Consider the following 19277-nt stretch of genomic DNA (forward strand, 5'->3'; position numbering starts at 1 on the left):
CTCCGCACCGCACGCGTGTGCGCGGTGCCCCGCGCGGCGCCGGACGCGCCGCCCACCCGTATGACCGGGCGGGCGGCGCGGAGGAATCGGCGACGGGGAAGTGACCCGTGTCACACGAGGAGGTCGGCGGGCGCGGCCTCCAGGGGCAGCCCGAACGCGGGCAGCACCTCCGGGCCGAACGTGGTGATCTCGGCGATCGCCCCGCCCTCGATCCGCAGCACGTCCACGTTGACCGCCGTGAACAGCTCCGCCCCCGCCCGCCGCGCGTAGGTGGCGCACGCGGGCTGCCGGTTGGCGGTGAGCGGGACGCAGTGCCACGCGCCCCACACGGGGTCCGCCAGCGCCGCGGACCACATGCCGAGGATCGCCGCCCGCCCGTCGAACACCAGGTGCGCGGGCGGCATGGCCTGGCGGGCGTCCGCGCGCAGCAGCGCGGTGAGCGCGGGCAGGTCGGCCCGGCGCGACGCCTCGACGTAGCGGTCGAGCAGCGCGCGCTCCTCGGCCGACGGCCGGACCGACCGCGCCCACTCCGACCGCCGTTCGGGCAGCCGATCGCGCAGCGTCGCCCGCGCCCGCTGCAGGGCGCTCTTCACCGACGCCACGCTCATGTCGAGCGCGGCGGCGGTGTCGGCGGCGGGCAGCCCGGCGGCGTCGCGCAGGATGAGCACCGCCCGCTGCCTGGCGGGGAGGTGCTGGATGGCCGCCAGGAACGCCAGCTCCACCGTCTCACGGGCGATGGTCACCCCTTCGGGGGAGTCGGCGTCCCCGGCGTCGAGCGCGCTGTCGGGGATGGGCTGCAGCCACGGGAGTTCGGCGGCCGCGTGGTCGGCCGGGCCGCCCCCGCTGTCAGCGGCGGCCACCACCTCGCGCCGGCGGGCGGGGGAGTCGAGCGCGTCCAGGCAGGCGTTCGTCGCGATGCGGTAGAGCCAGGCGCGGAAGGTCGACCGGCCGGCGAAGTCGGCGCGCTTGCGCCAGGCGCGCAGGAGCGTCTCCTGCACGAGGTCCTCGGCGTCGGCGTAGGAGCCCATCATGCGGTAGCAGTGGACCCGCAGCTCGCGCCGGTGGCGCTCGGCCAGGTGCGCGAACTCCGCCGCCCCGCCCGATCGGACCACCGCGACCTCGTCCGCTCCGCCCTCCACCGCGCCACCACCCGTCCGTCCGTCCCGTCGCCGACCGCCGAGCCTAGTACCCCGTTGCGACCCCCGACCGGACCGCCGCCGGGTGCCAAGCGGGGAAAGGCGCGGACCCGCCACCACCGAGCGGACCCGCTGCGACCGCGCCGGACGCGGCGCCTCGTCCCGAAAGCGGCGCCCGGGTGGCCCGCTCCGGTGCCGCCGTCGCGACCTGCGGCGACGCGCTCGACGGGAGGTGCGCGGGGGTGCGGAGAGCGGTTACCGTGATCCGGTGGCGCGGGCGGCGGACGGGGGTGCGCTCCGCCGATCCGGACCGCGGGCTCCCGGGGGTGTGCCGTCGTCCCCGGAGGTCCGCGCGTGTCCGGCTGCTCCGCACGCGCCGTTCCGGTGCGTGGCGGGCGTCCTCGGCTGGGCGGTCGGGTGGGCGGGTGCGGTGCGGGCTATGGCCTTCACGCGGCCGGCGGCCCGGGTCCCGGTGGGACCGGGCCGAGGGGCGTGGTGACGCGTGGCTGCGGCGCACCGCGCGTCGGCCGGACCTGCGGTGGCGGGTCCATGGGGGCCGTGCCCGTGGGGTGGCGCGGCCGGGCCGACGATCGTTCCGGTCGGTGGTGCCGACGGCGGGGGTGTGCGGAATCCAGCGCTGGGACTGGGGGCGGGGCGAATTGTGGTGTGCGGGTGGCGCACCGTTGAGGGTGGCGGGCGTCCGGGGGCGGGGCGGCTGCGCCGGACGGCCTCTGTGCCGCCCGTTCGAGCGGGACGCGGGGGCGGGTGGCCGCTCGGGCGGACCCGTGGGCCGGGTGGGTGGTTCGCGGTGGAGCGCGGGGTCAGGGCGCGGGGGCCGAGGGGGTGCGCGGGGCTGCTGCCTGGGCGGTCGCGGCTCCGTCGCAGGTACCCGGCTTGACAAAACCCGGCCCTGGCATATTGGCTAGGCCACTGTTCCGTATGAGCTGCTTCACAACGGATGTCCTTTCTATCCCCATTGATGACCGCTGGGACCTGCCTGCCATGCCTCCAGAACTCATAACGATCCTCGTGCTCGTGGCCATGTTCGTCATCGCCACGCTGCTGCCCGTGAACATGGGTGCGCTCGCGTTCCTCGCGGCCTTCCTCGTGGGCACCCTCACCCTCGGCATGGACACGGACACGATCCTGGCCGGCTTCCCCGGGGACCTCTTCCTCATCCTGGTCGGCATCACCTACCTCTTCGCCATCGCGCAGAACAACGGGACCGTCGACCTGCTGGTCCGCGGCGCGGTCCGGCTGGTCGGCGGATGGGTGGCGGCCATCCCCTGGGTGATGTTCGCCGTCACCGGCGTGCTGACCGCGATGGGCGCCCTCGGCCCGGCGGCGGTCGCGATCATCGCCCCGATCGCCCTCGGCTTCGCCGCGAAGTACCGCATCAACCCCCTGCTCATGGGCATGATGGTCGTCCACGGCGCCCAGGCCGGCGGGTTCTCGCCCATCAGCGTCTACGGCGCGACCGTCAACGGCATCGTCGCGGGCACCGACCTCGCCGCCAGTCCCCTCGCGCTCTTCCTGGCCAGCCTGCTGTTCAACACCGGCATCGCGCTCGTGCTGTTCTTCGCCCTGGGCGGCCACCGGCTCGTCGGCGTGCACATCCGCAGCTACGCCACGGTCCCCGCGGGCGGCCCCGCCGACGGCACCGACGCCACCCCCGGCGACACCACCCCCGCCGACGGCGCCTCCGCCGACGCTGCCCCCGCCGAAGCCGCCCCCGAGGAGGCCCCGCGCGGCGCCCGCGTCGAGCAGATCGCCACCCTCCTCGGCCTGGCCGTCCTCGGCGTGCTCAGCCTCGGCTTCCAGCTCGACGTCGGCTTCGTCTCCCTCGGCGTCGCCGTGGTCCTCGCCGTCCTGTTCCCCAAGTCGCAGAAGAACGCGGTCAGCAAGATCTCCTGGTCCACGGTGCTGCTGCTGACCGGCGTCCTCACCTTCGTCGGCGTCATGGAGGAGGCCGGCACCATCGAGTACGTGGGCAACAGCGTCGCCGGGCTCGGCGCCCCGCTGCTCGTCGCGGTCCTGCTCTGCTACATCGGCGGCGTCGTCTCCGCCTTCGCCTCCTCCACCGCGATCCTCGGCGTCACCATCCCGCTGGCCGTCCCGTTCCTGCTCCAGGGCGAGATCGGCGCGGTGGGCATGATCGCGGCGCTCGCGGTCTCCTCGACCATCGTCGACGTCAGCCCGTTCTCCACCAACGGCGCGCTGGTCCTGGCCAACGCCAAGGGGATCGACCCCGACCGCTTCTACCGCCAGATCCTCGTCTACGGCGGGATCGTGGTGGCGGTCGGCCCGCTCATCGCCTGGGCCGTGATGGTGCTGCCGGGCTGGACGTGACCGGGCGCGGCCCGGCCGCGCACCGCCCGACCGAGGGGCCGCCGATCCGGCGGCCCCTCCCCTTGGCTAGAATTGGCTAGTCCACTAATCCACGTAGGGGGATCTCGATGGCCGACCGCTACACCGCGCACCGGCTGCTGGAGGGCGCGCTCGACGCGGGCACCTTCCGCTCCTGGGACACCGCACCCGTGGACGTGCGCCCCGATCCCGCCTACGCCGCCGACCTCGCCGCCGCCCGCGAGCGCAGCGGCTGCGACGAGGCCGTCATCACCGGCGAGGGCCTGCTGCGCGGCCGCCGCGTCGCCGTCGTCGCCTGCGAGTTCACCTTCCTCGCCGGCTCGATCGGGGTGGCCGCCGCCGAGCGGCTCGTCACCGCCGTCGAGCGCGCCACCGCCGAAGGGCTGCCCCTGCTCGCCGCCCCCGCCTCCGGCGGCACCCGCATGCAGGAGGGCACCACCGCCTTCCTCGCGATGGTGAAGATCTCCGCCGCCATCGCCCGGCACAAGTCCGCCGGCCTGCCCTACCTCGTCTACCTGCGCCACCCCACCACCGGCGGCGTCCTGGCCTCCTGGGGCTCCCAGGGCCACGTCACCGTCGCCGAACCCGGCGCCCTCATCGGCTTCCTCGGCCCCCGCGTCTACGAGGCCCTCTACGACCGGCCGTTCCCCGAGGGCGTGCAGACCGCCGAGAACCTGCGCCGCAACGGCCTGGTCGACGCCGTCCTGGCACCCGAGCACCTGCCCGCCATCGCCGACCGCGCCCTCAACGTCCTGCTCGCCCGCACCGAGGGCGTCCCCGACGCCCCCGACCCCGGCGAGGAGGACATCCCCGAGATCCCGGCGTGGGAGTCCATCACCCGCTCGCGCCGCCCCGACCGGCCGGGCGTGCGCCGCCTGCTCCGCCTCGCCGCCACCGACGTCGTCCCCCTGAACGGCACCGGCGAGGGCGAGGCCGACCCCGGCCTGCTGCTCGCGCTGGCGCGCTTCGGCGGCGCCCCCTGCGTCCTGCTCGGCCAGGACCGCACCGGCCAGACCACCGAGCACCCGCTCGGCCCCGCCGCCCTGCGCGAGGCCCGGCGCGGCATGCGGCTGGCCCGCGACCTGCGGCTGCCGCTGGTCACCGTCATCGACACCCCCGGCGCGGCGCTGTCCAAGGACGCCGAGGAGCGGGGCATGGCCGGGCAGATCGCCCGCTGCCTGACCGAACTCGTCACCCTGGAGGCGCCCACCCTCGCCGTCCTCCTCGGCCAGGGGACGGGCGGCGGCGCCCTCGCGCTCGCCCCCGCCGACCGGGTCGTCTGCGCCCAGCACGCGTGGCTGTCGCCGCTGCCGCCCGAGGGCGCCAGCGCCATCGTCCACCGCACCGTCGACCGGGCCGCCGAACTCGCCGAACGCCAGGGCGTGCGGTCGGTGGAGCTGCGCCGCAACGGGATCGTGGACCGCATCGTCGCCGAGCACGGCGACGCCGCCGACGAGCCCGAGGCGTTCTGCGCCCGCATGGGCGCGGTGCTCCGCCACGAACTCGGCGCCCTGCTCCGCGCCGACCCGGACGCGCGCATGGCGCGCCGCTACGACCGCTACCGGCGGCTCGGCCTGCCGCGGTGACCCCGCCCGATCCCGGGCACCCGGCCGCGCCCTCCCCCCGAGCGGGGTCGGACAATACCGGAGAAGAACGTCGAAACACGATAGGGGTAAGCGTGACGCCATCCACTGGGCCGTTGTCGGGGACCGTCGTCGTCGACCTGTCGCGGGCCCTGGCCGGCCCGCACGCGGCGATGCTGCTGGGCGACCTCGGCGCCCGCGTGATCAAGGTCGAGCAGCCGGGCACCGGCGACGACACCCGCGGCTGGGGCCCGCCGTTCGTCGGCCCCGAGGACGAGCGGATCAGCACCTACTACCTGTCGTGCAACCGCAACAAGGAGTCCATCGAGCTGGACCTGAAGTCCGACGACGGCCGCGCCCAGCTCACCCGCCTGGTCCGCGCCGCCGACGTGCTCGTGGAGAACTTCCGCCCCGGTGTGCTCGACCGCCTCGGCTTCTCCATGGAGCGGCTGGAGGAGCTGAACCCGCGCCTGGTCGTCTGCTCCATCAGCGGGTTCGGCCACGACGGCCCCGAGGGCGGCCGGGCCGGCTACGACCAGATCGCCCAGGGCGAGGCCGGGCTGATGAGCCTCACCGGCCCCTCCCCGGAGGAGCCCACCAAGGTCGGCGTGCCCATCGGCGACCTCCTCGCCGGCATGAACGGCGCGTTCGGCGTGCTCAGCGCCCTCATCGAGCGGAACACCACCGGGCGCGGCCGGGTCGTGCGCACCTCCCTGCTCTCCTCCATCGTGGGCGTGCACGCCTTCCAGGGCACCCGGTGGACCGTCGCCGGCGAGGTCCCCAAGGCCATCGGCAACCACCACCCCTCCATCGCCCCCTACGGCGCCTACTCCTGCGCCGACGGCATGCTCCAGGTCGCGGTGGCCAGCCAGGGCCAGTGGGCCAAGTTCGCCGGGCTGCTGGGCATCGACGCCGCCGACCCCCGCTTCGCCGACAACGCCGCGCGGGTGACCAACCGCCCCGCCCTCAACGCCGAGATCGAGGCCGCCCTGGCGACGGACACGCGCGACGCGTGGCTGGAGCGCATCGGCGGCATCGGCGTCCCCTGCGGCGCCATCCGCACCATCGACCAGGTCTACGAATGGGACCAGGTCCGCTCCCAGGACCTGCTCCTCGGGGTCGACCACCCCGTTCTCGGCCGCATCGACCTGCCCGGCCCCGCCGTGCGCTTCGACCCGCGCGAGGGCGACGGCGAACCCGGCACCGGGCACCGCCCCCCGCCCCGCCTCGGCGAGCACAACGCCTCCGTCCGGGCGTGGCTCGACACCCTCGACGCCGAGGACGGGACCGGCGCGGCCTGACCCGCGCCCGCCCCGGACGCCGTCCCGCCCGGGGCGGCGTCGGGGGCCGCCGGAGCGGGTAGGCGGAGGGCGACGGCCCGGCGCACCGGAAGGGACCCCCATGGCCGACCGCGTCCTGCTCTTCACCCGCACCACCGGCTACCGGCACGACTCCATCCCCGCCGCCGCTGCCGCCGTCCGGGAGCTGGGCCGGGCGGCCGGGTTCGGCGTCGACGCAACCGAGGACCCGGCCGCGTTCAGCGCGGACGGCCTGGCCGGCTACGGCGCCGTGGTCTTCGCCAGCACCTCGGGGACCGTGTTCGACGACGACGCCCAGCGCGCGGCCCTCGCCGCGTTCACCGCCCGCGGCGGCGGGTTCGCCGGGGTGCACGCGGCGGCGACGACCGAACCCGACCGGCCCTTCTTCGCCGACCTCCTCGGCGCCCGCTTCGCCGGCCACCCCGCCCCGTGCCGGGCGACCCTGCGGGTCGCGGACCGCCGCCACCCGGCCACCGCGCACCTCGGCCCCACCTGGACGCGGACCGACGAGTGGTACGTCTTCGACGCGCCGCCCCGCCCCGGCAGCCGCGTCCTGCTCACCCTGGCCGACACCGCCACCGCCACCGACACCGCCACCGACGGCGCCGGGCCCGGCGCCGGGGGGCGCGGGGGAGCGGGCACCGCGCGCCCGATCGCGTGGTGCCGCGAGATCGGCCCGGCCCGCTCGTTCTACACCGCGCTCGGCCACTTCGCCGACGCCTACGCCGACCCCCGGTTCCGCGCCCACCTCCTCGGCGGCATCCGCTACGCCCTCGGCGCGCCCGACGCCGCGCGCTAGCCGCCCGGCCGGCCGCTCCCGCCCGTGCCCCGCCCCGGCGCCCCGGCGCGGCGCGTAGCCTGGGGCCGTGGACCCCCTGTTCGGCGGGCGCGGCGTCCTCGTCTGCGACGGCGGCCTGGCCACCCACCTGGAGGCGCTCGGCCACGACCTCGGCGGCGGGCTGTGGTCGGCGCGGCTGCTGCGCGACGACCCCGCCGCCGTCCGCCGCGCGCACCGCGACTTCTTCGCGGCCGGCGCCGACGTCGCCGTGTCGGCGTCCTACCAGGCGGGCATCCCCGCCCTGCTGGAGCGCGGCCTGACCCGCGCCGAGGCCCACGACCTGCTCCGGCGGTCCGTCCGGCTGGCCGCCGAGGCCCGCGACGCCAACGGCGGCGGCCTGGTCGCCGCCTCGGTCGGCCCCTACGGGGCGGCCCGCGCCGACGGCTCCGAGTACACCGGCGCCTACGACCTGGACGAGGACGGCCTCACCGCCTGGCACCGCGAGCGCTGGCACGTCCTCGCCGACAGCGGGGCCGACCTGCTGGCCTGCGAAACCCTGCCCTCCGCCGCCGAGGCCCGTGCCCTCGCCCGGCTGCTGGCCGAGACCCCGCACGTGCGGGCGTGGGTGTCGTTCACCTGCCGCGACGGCGTCCACATCAGCGACGGCACGCCGCTGGCCGACTGCGCGGCGCTGTTCGCCGGCTCCGCCCAGGTCGTCGCCGTCGGCGTCAACTGCACGCCGCCGCACCTGGTCCCCGACCTGCTGGCCCGGCTCGGGGGCGTCCCCGGCGTGGCCTACCCCAACTCCGGCGAGACCTGGGACCCGCGCACCCGAACCTGGACCGGCACCCGCGACCCGGTGGCGTTCGGCGACGCGGCCGCCGCCTGGCACCGGGCCGGCGCGGTCGTCGTCGGCGGGTGCTGCCGCACCACGCCCGAGCACGTGCGCCGGGTCCGCGACCGCCTCGGCAGGGCCGCCGCGCCCCGCTGAGCGCGGGGCCGGACACCGCCCGGCCCCGACGCCCGGCCCCGCTGCGGGGTCAGCCGGCCGGGTCGAACGGGGTGACCAGGCCGCCGCCCTCGTCGGCCCGCCGCGCCATCGCCCGCATCGCCGCCGCCTCGTTGAGGCGGGGGAACGGCTCGTCGGGCACCGGGGCGCCGAGGAAGGCGCACAGCGGCGCCCACCCCTCGGCGGCCTCCATGACCAGCAGCCGGTCGGCCGGCAGCGCCGCGCGCACCGCGGCGACGTGGCGCTCGTAGGCGGCGACGGCGGTCGCCTCGTCGGGGACGGCCATGCCCTCGGTGCCGTAGTGGCCGCGCCACATGCGCTCCAGCAGCGGGCGCACCGTGTCGCGCGGGGCCAGCGCCGCCGGCAGCGGCGCGTCACCGGCCGCCCGCAGCTTGGCGGCCATCGCGAAGATGGTGGCGGACACGCTGGCGTACCACGCGGCGGGGTCGCGGACGGTGAGGACCACCTTGGCGTCCGGGTAGGCGGCGGCCAGCTCCCGCCAGAAGAACGAGGCGGGCCAGTCGACGGCGGACGCGTAGTCGCCGAACGGCTTCTCCCACTCGACCGCGTCGACGGGGGTCGCCGCCACCTCCGCCCAGCGCTCGGCCAGCCCCGGGCGGGAGAACACGTCGAACATGTGGTGGCAGGGGCCGTACCCCAGGCGCTCCAGGGCCGCCTTCAGCGAACTGGTCCCGGTGCGCGGCAACCCGGCGCCGATCACTCTCAGCATCTGCTCTCCTCGTCATCGGACCGCCCGCCGAACGGCGGACCCCCGCATGCAACCGCGTCGGGGCGGCCGTGTCGAACGGGGGGACGGACCGGGCGGGGGGACGGACCGGGCGGGGGAGGGGCGGGGTCACATGCGGCGCTTGGCGTCGGCCGACGCGGACCCGTCCATGAGTTTGCGCAGCAGGGCGACCAGGGTGGCGCGCTCGTCGGGGGTGAGGTCGGCCGCCCAGGCGCTCTCGCGGGCGTTGTGCGCGCTGAACCCGCGGGTGATGGCCGCGCGGCCCGCCGGGGTGAGGCTGATGAGGACCGACCGCCCGTCGTGCTCGCCCCTGCGGCGCGCCACCAGGCCGTCCTTCTCCAACGTCTTGAGCAGCGCCGACACCGACGCGCGGCTCAGCCCCGACAGCTCGGCCGCCGTCTTGGCCTCCATCTCGCCGGCCAGCCACAGCACGAACAGCACGCGGAACCCCGGCCAGCTCCACCCGTTGGGCCGGTGCGCCGAGGACTCCAGGTCGTAGACGACCATGCTCGTCACCCGGTGCAGCGTGAGGACGAGGCGCATGGCCTCGGCGTCGACCGACGGCAGCTCGGCGCCGGCCTTGGCCACGGCGTAGTCGACGAACGACCAGAAGGTGAGCCGGTCGTCGGGCGCGGCGGGGTCGGAGGTCACCCGACCAGGCTAGGGCAGCGCGCGGCCGCCCCCGGAATCGGTGCTCCCGTCCATGTGTTCCAGATCACAGGTGAATGTCGCCCGGGTCGCATTGCCGGGTGGCGTGCGCCACGTTAGCGTCCGAAGGGACCGAATGGTCAAAGCATTGATTACTTGAGGAGGTGCCCCACCGTGGCAGCCAAGCCGTTCGCGTCCTCGGCGGACCTGGCGGAGAAGCACCGCACCCTCGACGTCATCGCCGACGGCGTCTACGCCCTCACCGCCGAGGGCGACCCCAACATCGGCGCCGTCGAGGGCGAGGACTTCGTCGTCTGCTTCGAGGCCCTGGCCACCCCCACCGCCGCCCGGGAGTGGCTCGCCCTGCTCCGCGAGCACACCGACAAGCCCGTGCGCTACCTGGTCCTCTCCCACTACCACGCGGTGCGCGTCCTGGGCGCCAGCGCCTTCGGCGCCGAGGTCGTCATCGCCCACGACAACACCCGCGCCCTCATCGCCGAACGCGGCGAACAGGACTGGAAGAGCGAGTTCGGCCGCATGCCGCGCCTGGCCAAGGACGCCGACTCCGTCCCCGGCCTCACCTGGCCCACCCAGACGTTCTCCGACAGCGTCACCATCGACCTCGGCGGCGACCGCGGCGACCTCGTGCTGCGCCACCTCGGCCGCGGCCACACCGAGGGCGACATCGTCGCCTGGCTGCCCCGCCACCGCATCCTGTTCGCCGGCGACCTGGTCGAGGCCGAGGCCGCCCTCTACACCGGCGACGCCTACCACCGCGACTGGTCCGGCCCCACCCTCGACGCCGTCGCCGCCCTGGGCGCCGAGACCCTCGTGGGCGGGCGCGGCCCGGTCACCCGCGGCCGCGCCGCCGTGGACGCCGCCATCGCCCAGACCCGGCACTTCCTCGACACCATGCTCCGCGAGGTCGGCGCCGTGCACGCGCGCGGCGGCACGCTCAAGGAGGCGTTCGCCGCCGCCCACGCCGCGCTCGCCGACCGCTACGGCCACTGGCCGATCTTCGAGCACTGCCTGCCGTTCGACGTCTCCCGGCTCTGGGACGAGCTGTCCGGCGTCGAACGCCCCGTCATCTGGACCGCCGAACGCGACCGCGAGGTCTGGGCCCTGCTCCAGGGCTGACCAGGGAGGCCCCATGACGCGCGACACCCCCGCCGGCCCGCCCGGCACCCCGCCCGTCCTCGTCCTCGGCGCCGGCCCCGTCGGCCAGACCGCCGCCCTGCTGCTGCACGCCTGGGGCGTCCCGGTCACCGTCGTGGACGCCCGCCCCCGCCGCGACGCGGTCGGCTCCCGCGCCATCGTGCAGCAGCGCGACGTCCTCGACGTGTGGGACCACGTCGGCGCCGGCGCCGTCGCGGAGGAGGGCCTGACCTGGACCACCGCCCGCACCTACCACCGCGGCCGCGAACTGTTCGCCGTCACCCTGCACGACCGCGGCGCCAGCCCCCTGCCCCCGTTCGTCAACATCTCCCAGGCCCGCACCGAGGAGATCCTCGACGCGCGCCTGGCCGCCGCCGGGATCGGCGTCCGCTGGTCGCACGAGGTCACCGGCCTCGACCAGGACGCCGACGGGGTCACCGCCACCTGCCGCACCCCCGACGGCCCGGTCCGGCTGCGCGGCACGCACGCGGTCGTCTGCGCCGGCGCCCGCGCCCGCACCCTCCGCGACGCCCTCGGCGTCGGGTTCGACGGGCACAGCTTCGACGACCGGTTCCTCATCTGCGACATCCGCGCCGACCTGCCCGGCTGGGAGCGCGAACGCCGCTTCCACTTCGACCCGGAGTGGAACCCCGGCCGCCAGGTGCTCATCCACCCCTGCCCCGACTCCGTCTACCGCATCGACTGGCAGGTCCCGCCCGACTTCGACGCCGAGCGCGAGGTCGCCGGCGGCGGCCTGGACCGGCGCGTCCGGCACATCATCGGCGACCGCCCCTACGAGGTGGTGTGGCACTCGGTGTACCGGTTCCACACCCGCGTCGCCGACCGCATGCGCGTGGGCCGGGTGCTGCTCGCCGGCGACTGCGCCCACCTCGTGGCCCCCTTCGGCGCCCGCGGCCTCAACTCCGGCGTGCAGGACGCCGAGAACGCCGCCTGGAAGATCGCGTTCGCCCGCGCCGGCTGGGCCGGCCCCGGCCTGCTGGAGAGCTACCACACCGAGCGCCACGCCGCCGCCCGCGAGAACGCCGAGGTCACCACCGCCACCATGCGGTTCCTCGTGCCGCCCGACGACGCCGCCCGCGCCCACCGCCGGGCCGCACTCGACGCCGCCCGCACCGACCCCGCCGCCCGCGAGCGCGTCGACTCCGGCCGGCTCTGCGAGCCCTTCTGGTACACCGACTCGCCCCTCACCACGCCCGCCGCGCACCGCCCGCCCACCGGCCGCCCGCCCCGCGGGCACGTGCCCGCCCCCGCCCCCGGGGTGCTCGTCCCCGACGCGCCCATCACCCTGCCCGGCGGGGCCGGCGCCACCCGGCTGCGCAGCGCCGCCCGCACCGGGTTCACCCTGCTCGTCCCCGCCACCGCCGACCCCGCCGCCGTGCGCGCCGCCGCCGAACACGCCACGCCCGCCCCCGTCACCGTGCTCCGCCTGCCCGACGCCGACCCCACCGGCGCGCTCACCCGCGCCCTGGAACCCCGCCCCGGCGAAGCGTGGCTGCTGCGCCCCGACGCCCACGTCGCCGCCGTGCCCGACGCCGGCGACCCCGCCGCGATCACCGCCGCCGTGCGCGCCGCCACCGGCGGCCGCCGCCCCGCGCCCGTCCCCGTCCAACGGAAGGAGCCCGACGATGGCGTACTACCGACTGCTGGGTGACGTCCCGCCCACCCGCCACACCCAGCACCGCACCCCCGAGGGCGGCCTGTACTACGAGGAGCTGATGGGCGAGGAGGGGTTCTCCAGCGACTCCTCCCTCCTCTACCACCGCCACGTGCCCTCCGCGATCGTCGACGCCCGCCCCTGGGACGCCCCCGACGCCTCCCGCACCCCCAACAGCCCGCTCGTGCCGCGCCACCTGCGGCTGCACACCCTCTTCGCGGGCGACGCCTGGACCCGCGCCGACGCCGTCACCGGGCGCCGCCTCATCCTGGGCAACGACGACGTGCGCATCTCCTACGTCGCCGCCGGGCGCCCCTCCGAGCTGTACCGCAACGCCGTCGGCGACGAGTGCGTCTACATCGAGTCCGGCGCCGCCACCCTGGAGACCGTCTTCGGCGCCCTGGAGGTGCGCGAGGGCGACTACGCCGTCATCCCGCGCGCCACCACCCACCGGTGGGTGCCCGCTCCGGGCGGGCCCCTGCGCGCCTACGCCATCGAGGCCAACAGCCACATCGCCCCGCCGCGCCGCTACCTGTCGCGCTACGGCCAGCTGCTGGAGCACGCGCCCTACTGCGAACGCGACCTCACCGGCCCGGCCGCCCCGCTGCTGGCCGAGGGCACCGACGTCGACATCCTCGTCAAGCACCGCGGGGACGGCCCGGGCGGTATCACCGGCACCCGCTACACCACGCCCCACCACCCGTTCGACGTCGTCGGCTGGGACGGCTGCCTGTACCCCTACACGTTCAACGTCGCGGACTTCCAGCCGATCACCGGGCGCGTCCACCAGCCGCCGCCCGTCCACCAGGTGTTCGGGGGCCACAACTTCGTCATCTGCAACTTCGTCCCGCGCAAGGTCGACTACCACCCGCTGTCCATCCCCGTGCCCTACTACCACGCCAACGTCGACTCCGACGAGGTGATGTTCTACTGCGGCGGCGACTACGAGGCCCGCAAGGGCTCGGGCATCGGCCAGGGCTCGGTCTCGCTGCACCCCGGCGGCCACTCCCACGGCCCCCAGCCCGGCGCCTACGAGCGCAGCGTCGGCGTCCAGGAGTTCGACGAACTCGCGGTCATGGTCGACACCTTCCGCCCGCTCGGCCTGGGCGAGGGCGGCCGCGCGGCCGAGGACCCCGGCTACGCCTGGACCTGGTCCGGCCGGGGACCGGCGCGGTGACCGCCCCCGCCGCCCTGTTCGCCGGGCTGCTGCACGACGCCGCGCTCTTCCCGCCCGGCGACGCCCCCATGGCCCGCGCGCTGCCCGAGCACCGCGCCCACCGGGCCGGGCCGCGCGCCCGCTGGGTCGGCCCGTTCCTGGTGGCCGCCGACCGCCTGCCCGAGCTGCGCGCCGCCCTGGACGCCGAACACGGCGGCGCCCCGCCGCTGGAGGTGGCGGTCACCGTCCCCGCCGGGGCCGGGGGCGTCGCCGGGGCGGTGGCCGCGGTCCGGGCCGACCCCCGGCTGCGGCTGGCCGGCGTGGAGGTGCCGGCCGGCGGCGGCGACCCCGCCGCCGCCGTGCGGCGGGCGGCCGACGCGCTCACCGCCGCCCTGCCCGAGGGCGCGCGCGGCCACGTCGAACTGCCGCCCGGTACCGACCCCCGTCCGCTGATGGCCGCCCTGCGCGCCGCCGGGCACGGCGCCAAGGTGCGCACCGGCGGGCTCGCCGCCGCCGCGTTCCCGACGGTCCAGGAGCTGGCGCGGGTCCTGGCCGCGGCCGCCGCGAGCGGCGTTCCCCTCAAGTGCACCGCCGGACTGCACCACGCCGTCCGGCACACCGACCCCGCGACGGGGTTCGACCACCACGGGTTCCTCAACGTGCTGCTCGCCGCCCGCGCCGCGGCGGCCGACCCCGACCCCGGCGCGGCGGCCGCGGCGCTGGCCGAGCGCGACGCCGCGCGGCTGGCCCGCGCCGCCGCCGCCCTGGACGACGCGGGGGCGCGCGCGGCGCGCGCCGTGTTCACCGGGTTCGGCACGTGCAGCGTCGCCGAGCCCCTGGCCGACCTCGCCGCCCTCGGTCTGCTCCGCTGACCCCGCCGCCCGGCCGGGCGCCCCGCCCCGCCGGACCGGCGCGGACGGGCGCCGGGCGGGGCGGTCGGTGTAGAGGGGGCGCCCTCGGTCAGAGGAACGGGAGGACCGTCCTTCTGAAGGGATAACGGATGCGCTACCACGCCTTGGCGTGCGACTTCGACGGGACCATCGCCGACGACGGGCGCGTCACCGACGAGACCCTGTCGGCCCTGGAGCGGCTCTCCCGCTCGGGCCGCCGGCTGCTGCTGGTCACCGGCCGCGAGCTCGACGACCTGCTCGACGTGTTCCCGCACACCGACCTGTTCGACATGGTGGTCGCCGAGAACGGCGGCCTGCTCTACGACCCCGCGGAGCGCACCCGGCACGCCCTCGCCGAACCGCCCCCGGCAGCGTTCACCGACCGCCTGCGCGCGGCCGGCGCCGACCCCCTCGGCGTCGGCGAGGTCATGGTCGCCACCCGCGAGCCCTACGACACCGACGTGCACGCCGCCGTCCGCGACCTCGGCCTGGAGCTGGAGGTCGCCTACAACAAGGGCGCCGTCATGGTGCTGCCGCCCGGCGTCAACAAGGCGTCCGGCCTGGCGGCGGGCCTGGCCCGGCTGGAGATGTCGCCGCGCAGCACGGTGGCGGTCGGCGACGCCGAGAACGACCACGCCATGCTCGCCATGTGCGAGTGCGCGGTCGCCGTCGCCAACGCCCTGGACGCGGTCAAGGAGCGCTGCGACCTCGTCCTGGACCGGCCGCGCGGCGAGGGCGTGACCGACCTCGCCGCCCTGCTCATCGACACCGACCTGGACGGGGTGCGCACCGACCGGCACCGCATCACCATCGGCACCGCCGGGGAGGAGCCGGCCGCCGTCGAGCCCTACGGCACCGCCCTGGCCATCGCCGGCCCCTCCGGCAGCGGCAAGTCCACGGCGGCCACCGCCCTCATCGAGCGCCTGGGCAAGGCCGGCTACCAGCACTGCCTCATCGACCCCGAGGGCGACTACTCCGACGGCGACGGCGGCCTGGTGCTCGGCGACCCCAACCGCGCGCCCTCGGCCGACGAGGTGGTGCGCACCCTCACCGACCCCACCCGCAGCGTCGCCGTCAACATGCTCGGGGTGCCCCTGCGCGACAGGCCCGCCTTCTACGCCGACCTGCTGCCGCGCCTGGCCGGGCTGCGCGCCCGCCTCGGCCACCCCCACTGGATCGTCGTGGACGAGGCCCACCACCTCATGCCGCGCGAACTCGCGCACCTGCCGATCCGCGACCTCGCCGACGTCGGCAGCCTGCTGATGATCACCGTCCACCCCGAGTCCCTCAGCCCGCTCGCGCTGCGCCTGGTCGACACGGTGGTCGCCGTGGGCGACCGCCCCGGCGACACCCTCGACGCGTTCGCCGAGGCGCTCGACCGCCCCGCCCCCGAACTGGACACCCTGCCCGACGACGCGGGCGGCGGCGCCACGCACGTGAGCGTCTGGCACGCCGAGGACGACCGCGCCCGCGAGGTCGAACTGGTCCCGGGGGAGCGGCACAGCGCCCGCCACCGCCGCAAGTACGCGGCCGGGACCATGTCGCCGGAGAAGAGCTTCTACTTCACCGGCCCCGACGAGCGGCTCCGGCTGCGCGCCCGCAACCTGCACGCGTTCCTCGACCTCGGCGCGGGCGTGGACGACGACACCTGGTGCTTCCACCTGCGCCGCGGCGACTACTCCGCCTGGATGCGCGACGCCATCGGCGACGACGAGCTGGCCGACCGGGTCGCCGACGCCGAGGCGGGCGGGGGCGGTCCGAAGGAGACCCGCGAGGAGATCGCGCGGCTCGTCAACGAGCGCTACACGCTGCCCGCCGAACCCACCCGGTACGACCCCGACCACGACGACGACGCCCCCGACCCCACCGCGGTCTGAGCGGCGGGCCCCGGCGCCGCCCGGATCGGCGGGTTTCGGACACACCGTGATCTTTCGCCTCCGGGCGGCGAACCCCTCGGGTGTGATCGGCGTCCCATATGCCAGGAGTCGATCATCGATCGGCGGCTACATGCGAAAAGGGGAACATGACTGAGATGTCGCGCAGTTTCCGTGTCAGTGCCGCGCGTGCGGCGGTGCTGGGCGCGGCCGCCGTGCCCGCGCTCGTCCTCGGCGGCCCCGCCGCCCTCGCCGACGACGCCGCCGAGGCCGGGGTCCGGAGCGTCGCCGACTGCACCTCGCTCGACCTGGAGGTGACCGAGACCGACCGCGGGGCCGCCGCCGGCACCACCTACGTCGAGTTCACCTTCACCAAGAAGCCGCCGCGCAGCCCCTGGGCCGACGAGGCGTGCGTCATGTACGGCGACCTGGTCGACATGTACTGGGGCGACCAGGAGGGCCACGAGATCGGGGCGCACGCGGTGCGCGACGGCGAGGGCGGCGACCCGTTCGCGCTGTTCCCGGGCGACACGGCGAAGGTCACCGTGGCCACCCCCAACGTCGGCAACTTCGACCCCGAGGAGTGCCTGCCGACCGAGGTCATGGCGGCCAACTTCTTCCTGAAGAACGACTACGGCGTGGCGTGGGTCCTCACCGACGACGTCGTCTGCGCCAACCCCGAGGTCGGCGGCCCGCGGGTCTCGCCCGTCACCCCGGCCTGACCGCGCGCCCCGCGGCCGGCACCGCCGGCCGCGGGGCCCGCCGCCCTCAGCCCCCGCCGGCCGCGAACACCGCCTGCACCACGTGTCGGCGCCGCGCCGCGATGTCGGCCATCACCTCGGGCGCCCGCTCCAGCGGCTCGACGTCGGTCACCAGGTGGCGGCGGATGTCGGCGCCCCGCGCGCGCAGCAGCGCGACCGTCTCCACCGACAGCCGCTCGCGGTCCCACAGGTGCGCCATGCCGCGCGGCACCCGGCCGATCTGGGCGCACCGCACCGCCAGCCCGTTGTGGTGGAACTCCTCGCCCAGCCGGACCTCGTCGGCCCCGTCGGTGTAGAACGCCAGGTCCACCACCGTGCCCTGCGGGCGCAGCGACCGCAGCGCCAGCGCCAGCGCCGACGCCCGCCCCCGGCACTGGAACACCACGTCCGCGCCGTGGTCGTTCGCCGCGTGGCGCCACCGCTCCTTCAGCACCCGCCCGGGGTCGCCCGTCCCGGAGTCCAGCGCCTCCAGCCCCAGCGCGGCGCACACCGCGCGCCGCGACGGGGTCGGGTCGAGCACCACCACGTCGGCGGCGCCGTGCTCCACCGCGAACAGGGCGGTGAGCACCCCGACCACCCCGGCGCCCACGACCGCGACCGTGCGGCCCGCGACGCCGTCGCCCAGCGACCGCACATCGGGGCCGCACACGTCGGCCGCGGCGTGCAGCAGGCCGTTGGCGCAGATCGGCCCCATGTGGCAGGCGTACACCCCCAGCAGCGGGTCGAGGCCGTCGGGCAGCGGGACGAAGCGGTCCACCCGCGGGTCCGCCGTGTGGCCGGTGCGGTGGCCGTAGGCCATGGCCACCACCCGGCCCTCGGCGACGGCCCGGGTGCGGGTCTCCACCACCCGGCCCACCTGCATGTAGCCCAGCTTGCGCACCGGGTACGCCGCCTCCGGCGGCGCCCCGGTGAACAGGCCCAGCACCGGGTCCCAGCCCGACGTCAGCGCGGGGTTGGTGCCCTTGAGGAAGGTCAGCTCGGTCCCGGCGGACAGCCCGCTGTAGAGGGTCTCGACCCGGAACCCGCCCTCGGGGATCGGGGGGTCGGCCTCCTCCACGAACTCCAGCCGGCCCGGCCCGGTCACGTACAGCACCCGTGTCGGCACGCCGATCACCCCGCGTGGGGGCGGACGGCCGCGCCGGTGAGCGCGGACTCGGCGATGGCGCAGGTGACGCGGTGGGTGCGCAGCGCCTCGGCGTAGTCGGTGCGCACGTCGCCGCCCCGGCCCAGGACCGCGTCGACGAACGCGCGGTCGACCCGCTCCTTGGCGGTGCCGTCGTCCTCGAACAGCTCCGGCTCGGCCGCCGTGTGCACCCGCAGCCCCGCCTCCGACACCTCCAGCGCGAGCCCCTCGGCGTAGACCTCCACGCCCGCGCGGTGCTTCCACGCCAGCAGGCACGTCGCCGCCAGCGTGCCCACCGCGCCGCCGCGGAACCGAAGCGTGGCCACCGTGGCCGCCGCCACGTCGGCGTCGGGGATCCCGGCGGCCCGCGTCTCCGACTCCAGCGCGTGCACCGACTCCACCTCGCCGGCCAGCAGCCGCGCCAGGTCCACCACGTGCGCCGCCTGCTCGACCACCTGCCCGCCGGAGCGGTCGGCGCGCGCCCACCAGCCCACCGGCGGCACCTTGTCCAGCCAGTGGCCCAGCACCATGCGCACCTCGCGGCCCGCCAGCAGCTCCCGGGCGCGTTCGACCGCCTCCAGGTAGCGCCACTGGTGGCCGACAGCGGTCAGCAGCCCGCGTTCGCGCACCCGCGCCGCGATGTCCTCCGCGGCGGAGGTGTCGACGCCCAGGGGCTTCTCCACGAAGAACGGGAGCGCGGCGTCGACGGCCGCCAGTTCGGCCGGCCCGTGGGCGAAGGGCGGTACGCAGATGTAGACCGCGTCCAGCTCCTCCCGGGCCAGGAGTTCCTCGTGGTGGGGGTAGGGGGTGGCGCCGCAGCGGCGCGCGAGCGCGCCTGCGCGGTCCACGTCGGTGTCGGCCACGCCCGCGATGCGGACGTCGCCGAACCCTGAGAGCACCTCGGCGTGGCGCGCCGCAACGCCGCCCGCACCGATGATTCCGACCGAGCAGTCTGCCGTCATGATGCCCTCTCTGCCGCTGGTGCGAAGTATCAAACATGAGATTTCGGTTCGAAACGGGTCGTCCTGGGCAGACGCACAGCGCGCGTCGAAAAC

At 76.4% G+C, this 19277-nt stretch carries 16 protein-coding genes; 11 read left to right on the forward strand and 5 right to left on the reverse strand.

The features are described 5' to 3' along the window. Positions 1 to 110: 110 nt before the first annotated feature. Complete coding sequence (locus NT8_RS01510) at positions 111 to 1139, reverse strand: RNA polymerase subunit sigma-70 (protein WP_067963234.1); 1029 nt, start codon at positions 1137 to 1139, stop codon at positions 111 to 113. A 999-nt stretch (positions 1140 to 2138) separates the two neighbouring features. Here NT8_RS01510 and NT8_RS01515 point away from each other — a divergent pair. The 5 genes from NT8_RS01515 (at position 2139) to mmuM (ending at position 8174) form a co-directional block, all read left to right on the forward strand. Then, positions 2139 to 3485 carry an SLC13 family permease gene (locus NT8_RS01515; protein WP_067963238.1) on the forward strand — a complete coding sequence of 449 codons (1347 nt, stop codon included), beginning with the start codon at positions 2139 to 2141 and terminating at the stop codon, positions 3483 to 3485. 107 nt (positions 3486 to 3592) lie between these two features. Further along, complete coding sequence (locus NT8_RS01520; RefSeq protein WP_067963240.1) at positions 3593 to 5089, forward strand: carboxyl transferase domain-containing protein; 1497 nt, start codon at positions 3593 to 3595, stop codon at positions 5087 to 5089. Between the two features lie 92 nt (positions 5090 to 5181). Further along, the gene (locus NT8_RS01525; protein WP_067963242.1) at positions 5182 to 6387 is read left to right on the forward strand and encodes a CaiB/BaiF CoA transferase family protein; all 1206 of its coding nucleotides are present in this window, start codon (positions 5182 to 5184) and stop codon (positions 6385 to 6387) included. A 100-nt stretch (positions 6388 to 6487) separates the two neighbouring features. Continuing rightward, positions 6488 to 7204 carry a ThuA domain-containing protein gene (locus tag NT8_RS01530; protein ID WP_067963244.1) on the forward strand — a complete coding sequence of 239 codons (717 nt, stop codon included), beginning with the start codon at positions 6488 to 6490 and terminating at the stop codon, positions 7202 to 7204. 67 nt (positions 7205 to 7271) lie between these two features. Next, a complete protein-coding gene (gene mmuM / locus NT8_RS01535; protein ID WP_067963247.1) occupies positions 7272 to 8174 on the forward strand; it encodes a homocysteine S-methyltransferase in 903 nt (300 codons plus the stop codon). Positions 8175 to 8223: 49 nt separating this feature from the next. On the opposite strand, the gene NT8_RS01540 is transcribed toward mmuM, so the two are convergent. Together NT8_RS01540 and NT8_RS01545 are read right to left on the reverse strand one after the other, a co-directional pair. Further along, entirely contained in the window at positions 8224 to 8922 is a 699-nt protein-coding gene (locus NT8_RS01540) for a sulfotransferase family protein (RefSeq protein ID WP_067963249.1), read from the reverse strand. 126 nt (positions 8923 to 9048) lie between these two features. After that, positions 9049 to 9591 carry a MarR family winged helix-turn-helix transcriptional regulator gene (locus NT8_RS01545; RefSeq protein WP_067963252.1) on the reverse strand — a complete coding sequence of 181 codons (543 nt, stop codon included), beginning with the start codon at positions 9589 to 9591 and terminating at the stop codon, positions 9049 to 9051. Positions 9592 to 9762: 171 nt separating this feature from the next. On the opposite strand from NT8_RS01545, the gene NT8_RS01550 reads away from it, so the two are divergent. From NT8_RS01550 to NT8_RS01575, 6 genes are all read left to right on the forward strand, one after another. Further along, entirely contained in the window at positions 9763 to 10725 is a 963-nt protein-coding gene (locus NT8_RS01550) for an MBL fold metallo-hydrolase (RefSeq protein WP_067963255.1), read from the forward strand. 13 nt (positions 10726 to 10738) lie between these two features. Beyond that, on the forward strand, positions 10739 to 12415 hold the full coding sequence (locus tag NT8_RS01555) for an FAD-dependent monooxygenase (protein WP_067963257.1): 1677 nt from the start codon (positions 10739 to 10741) through the stop codon (positions 12413 to 12415). Next, positions 12390 to 13595 (forward strand): homogentisate 1,2-dioxygenase, encoded by a 1206-nt coding sequence (locus NT8_RS01560; RefSeq protein WP_067963259.1) that lies wholly within the window; start codon positions 12390 to 12392, stop codon positions 13593 to 13595. Before NT8_RS01555 ends, NT8_RS01560 begins: the two co-directional genes overlap by 26 nt. Beyond that, on the forward strand, positions 13592 to 14446 hold the full coding sequence (locus NT8_RS01565; protein ID WP_067963263.1) for a hypothetical protein: 855 nt from the start codon (positions 13592 to 13594) through the stop codon (positions 14444 to 14446). Before NT8_RS01560 ends, NT8_RS01565 begins: the two co-directional genes overlap by 4 nt. 128 nt (positions 14447 to 14574) lie before the next feature. Next, positions 14575 to 16341, forward strand: a complete 1767-nt coding sequence (locus tag NT8_RS31160) for an HAD-IIB family hydrolase (protein WP_067963265.1) — start codon at positions 14575 to 14577, stop codon at positions 16339 to 16341. A 155-nt stretch (positions 16342 to 16496) separates the two neighbouring features. Continuing rightward, positions 16497 to 17060, forward strand: a complete 564-nt coding sequence (locus NT8_RS01575) for a DUF4232 domain-containing protein (protein WP_067963268.1) — start codon at positions 16497 to 16499, stop codon at positions 17058 to 17060. 46 nt (positions 17061 to 17106) lie between these two features. Here NT8_RS01575 and NT8_RS01580 read toward each other — a convergent pair whose 3' ends face one another. Together NT8_RS01580 and NT8_RS01585 are read right to left on the reverse strand one after the other, a co-directional pair. After that, positions 17107 to 18204: a zinc-dependent alcohol dehydrogenase gene (locus NT8_RS01580; protein WP_067963343.1), complete on the reverse strand. Its 1098-nt coding sequence runs from the start codon at positions 18202 to 18204 to the stop codon at positions 17107 to 17109. A gap of 5 nt (positions 18205 to 18209) precedes the next feature. Beyond that, positions 18210 to 19184 carry a Gfo/Idh/MocA family protein gene (locus NT8_RS01585; RefSeq protein ID WP_067963269.1) on the reverse strand — a complete coding sequence of 325 codons (975 nt, stop codon included), beginning with the start codon at positions 19182 to 19184 and terminating at the stop codon, positions 18210 to 18212. Between the last annotated feature and the right edge of the window lie 93 nt (positions 19185 to 19277).

The sequence above is a fragment of the Nocardiopsis trehalosi NBRC 14201 genome (genome assembly GCF_001552555.1).
Taxonomy (GTDB): domain Bacteria; phylum Actinomycetota; class Actinomycetes; order Streptosporangiales; family Streptosporangiaceae; genus Nocardiopsis_B; species Nocardiopsis_B trehalosi.

Bases quoted from the DNA above. Each gene is read 5' to 3' on its own strand.
- NT8_RS01515 (WP_067963238.1), top strand. From the start codon at position 2,139: ATGCCTCCAGAACTCATAACGATCCTCGTGCTCGTGGCCATGTTCGTC.
- NT8_RS01520 (WP_067963240.1), top strand. From the start codon at position 3,593: ATGGCCGACCGCTACACCGCGCACCGGCTGCTGGAGGGCGCGCTCGAC.
- NT8_RS01530 (WP_067963244.1), top strand. From the start codon at position 6,488: ATGGCCGACCGCGTCCTGCTCTTCACCCGCACCACCGGCTACCGGCAC.
- NT8_RS01540 (WP_067963249.1), bottom strand. From the start codon at position 8,922: ATGCTGAGAGTGATCGGCGCCGGGTTGCCGCGCACCGGGACCAGTTCG.
- NT8_RS01555 (WP_067963257.1), top strand. From the start codon at position 10,739: ATGACGCGCGACACCCCCGCCGGCCCGCCCGGCACCCCGCCCGTCCTC.
- NT8_RS01560 (WP_067963259.1), top strand. From the start codon at position 12,390: ATGGCGTACTACCGACTGCTGGGTGACGTCCCGCCCACCCGCCACACC.
- NT8_RS31160 (WP_067963265.1), top strand. From the start codon at position 14,575: ATGCGCTACCACGCCTTGGCGTGCGACTTCGACGGGACCATCGCCGAC.
- NT8_RS01575 (WP_067963268.1), top strand. From the start codon at position 16,497: ATGTCGCGCAGTTTCCGTGTCAGTGCCGCGCGTGCGGCGGTGCTGGGC.
- NT8_RS01585 (WP_067963269.1), bottom strand. From the start codon at position 19,184: ATGACGGCAGACTGCTCGGTCGGAATCATCGGTGCGGGCGGCGTTGCG.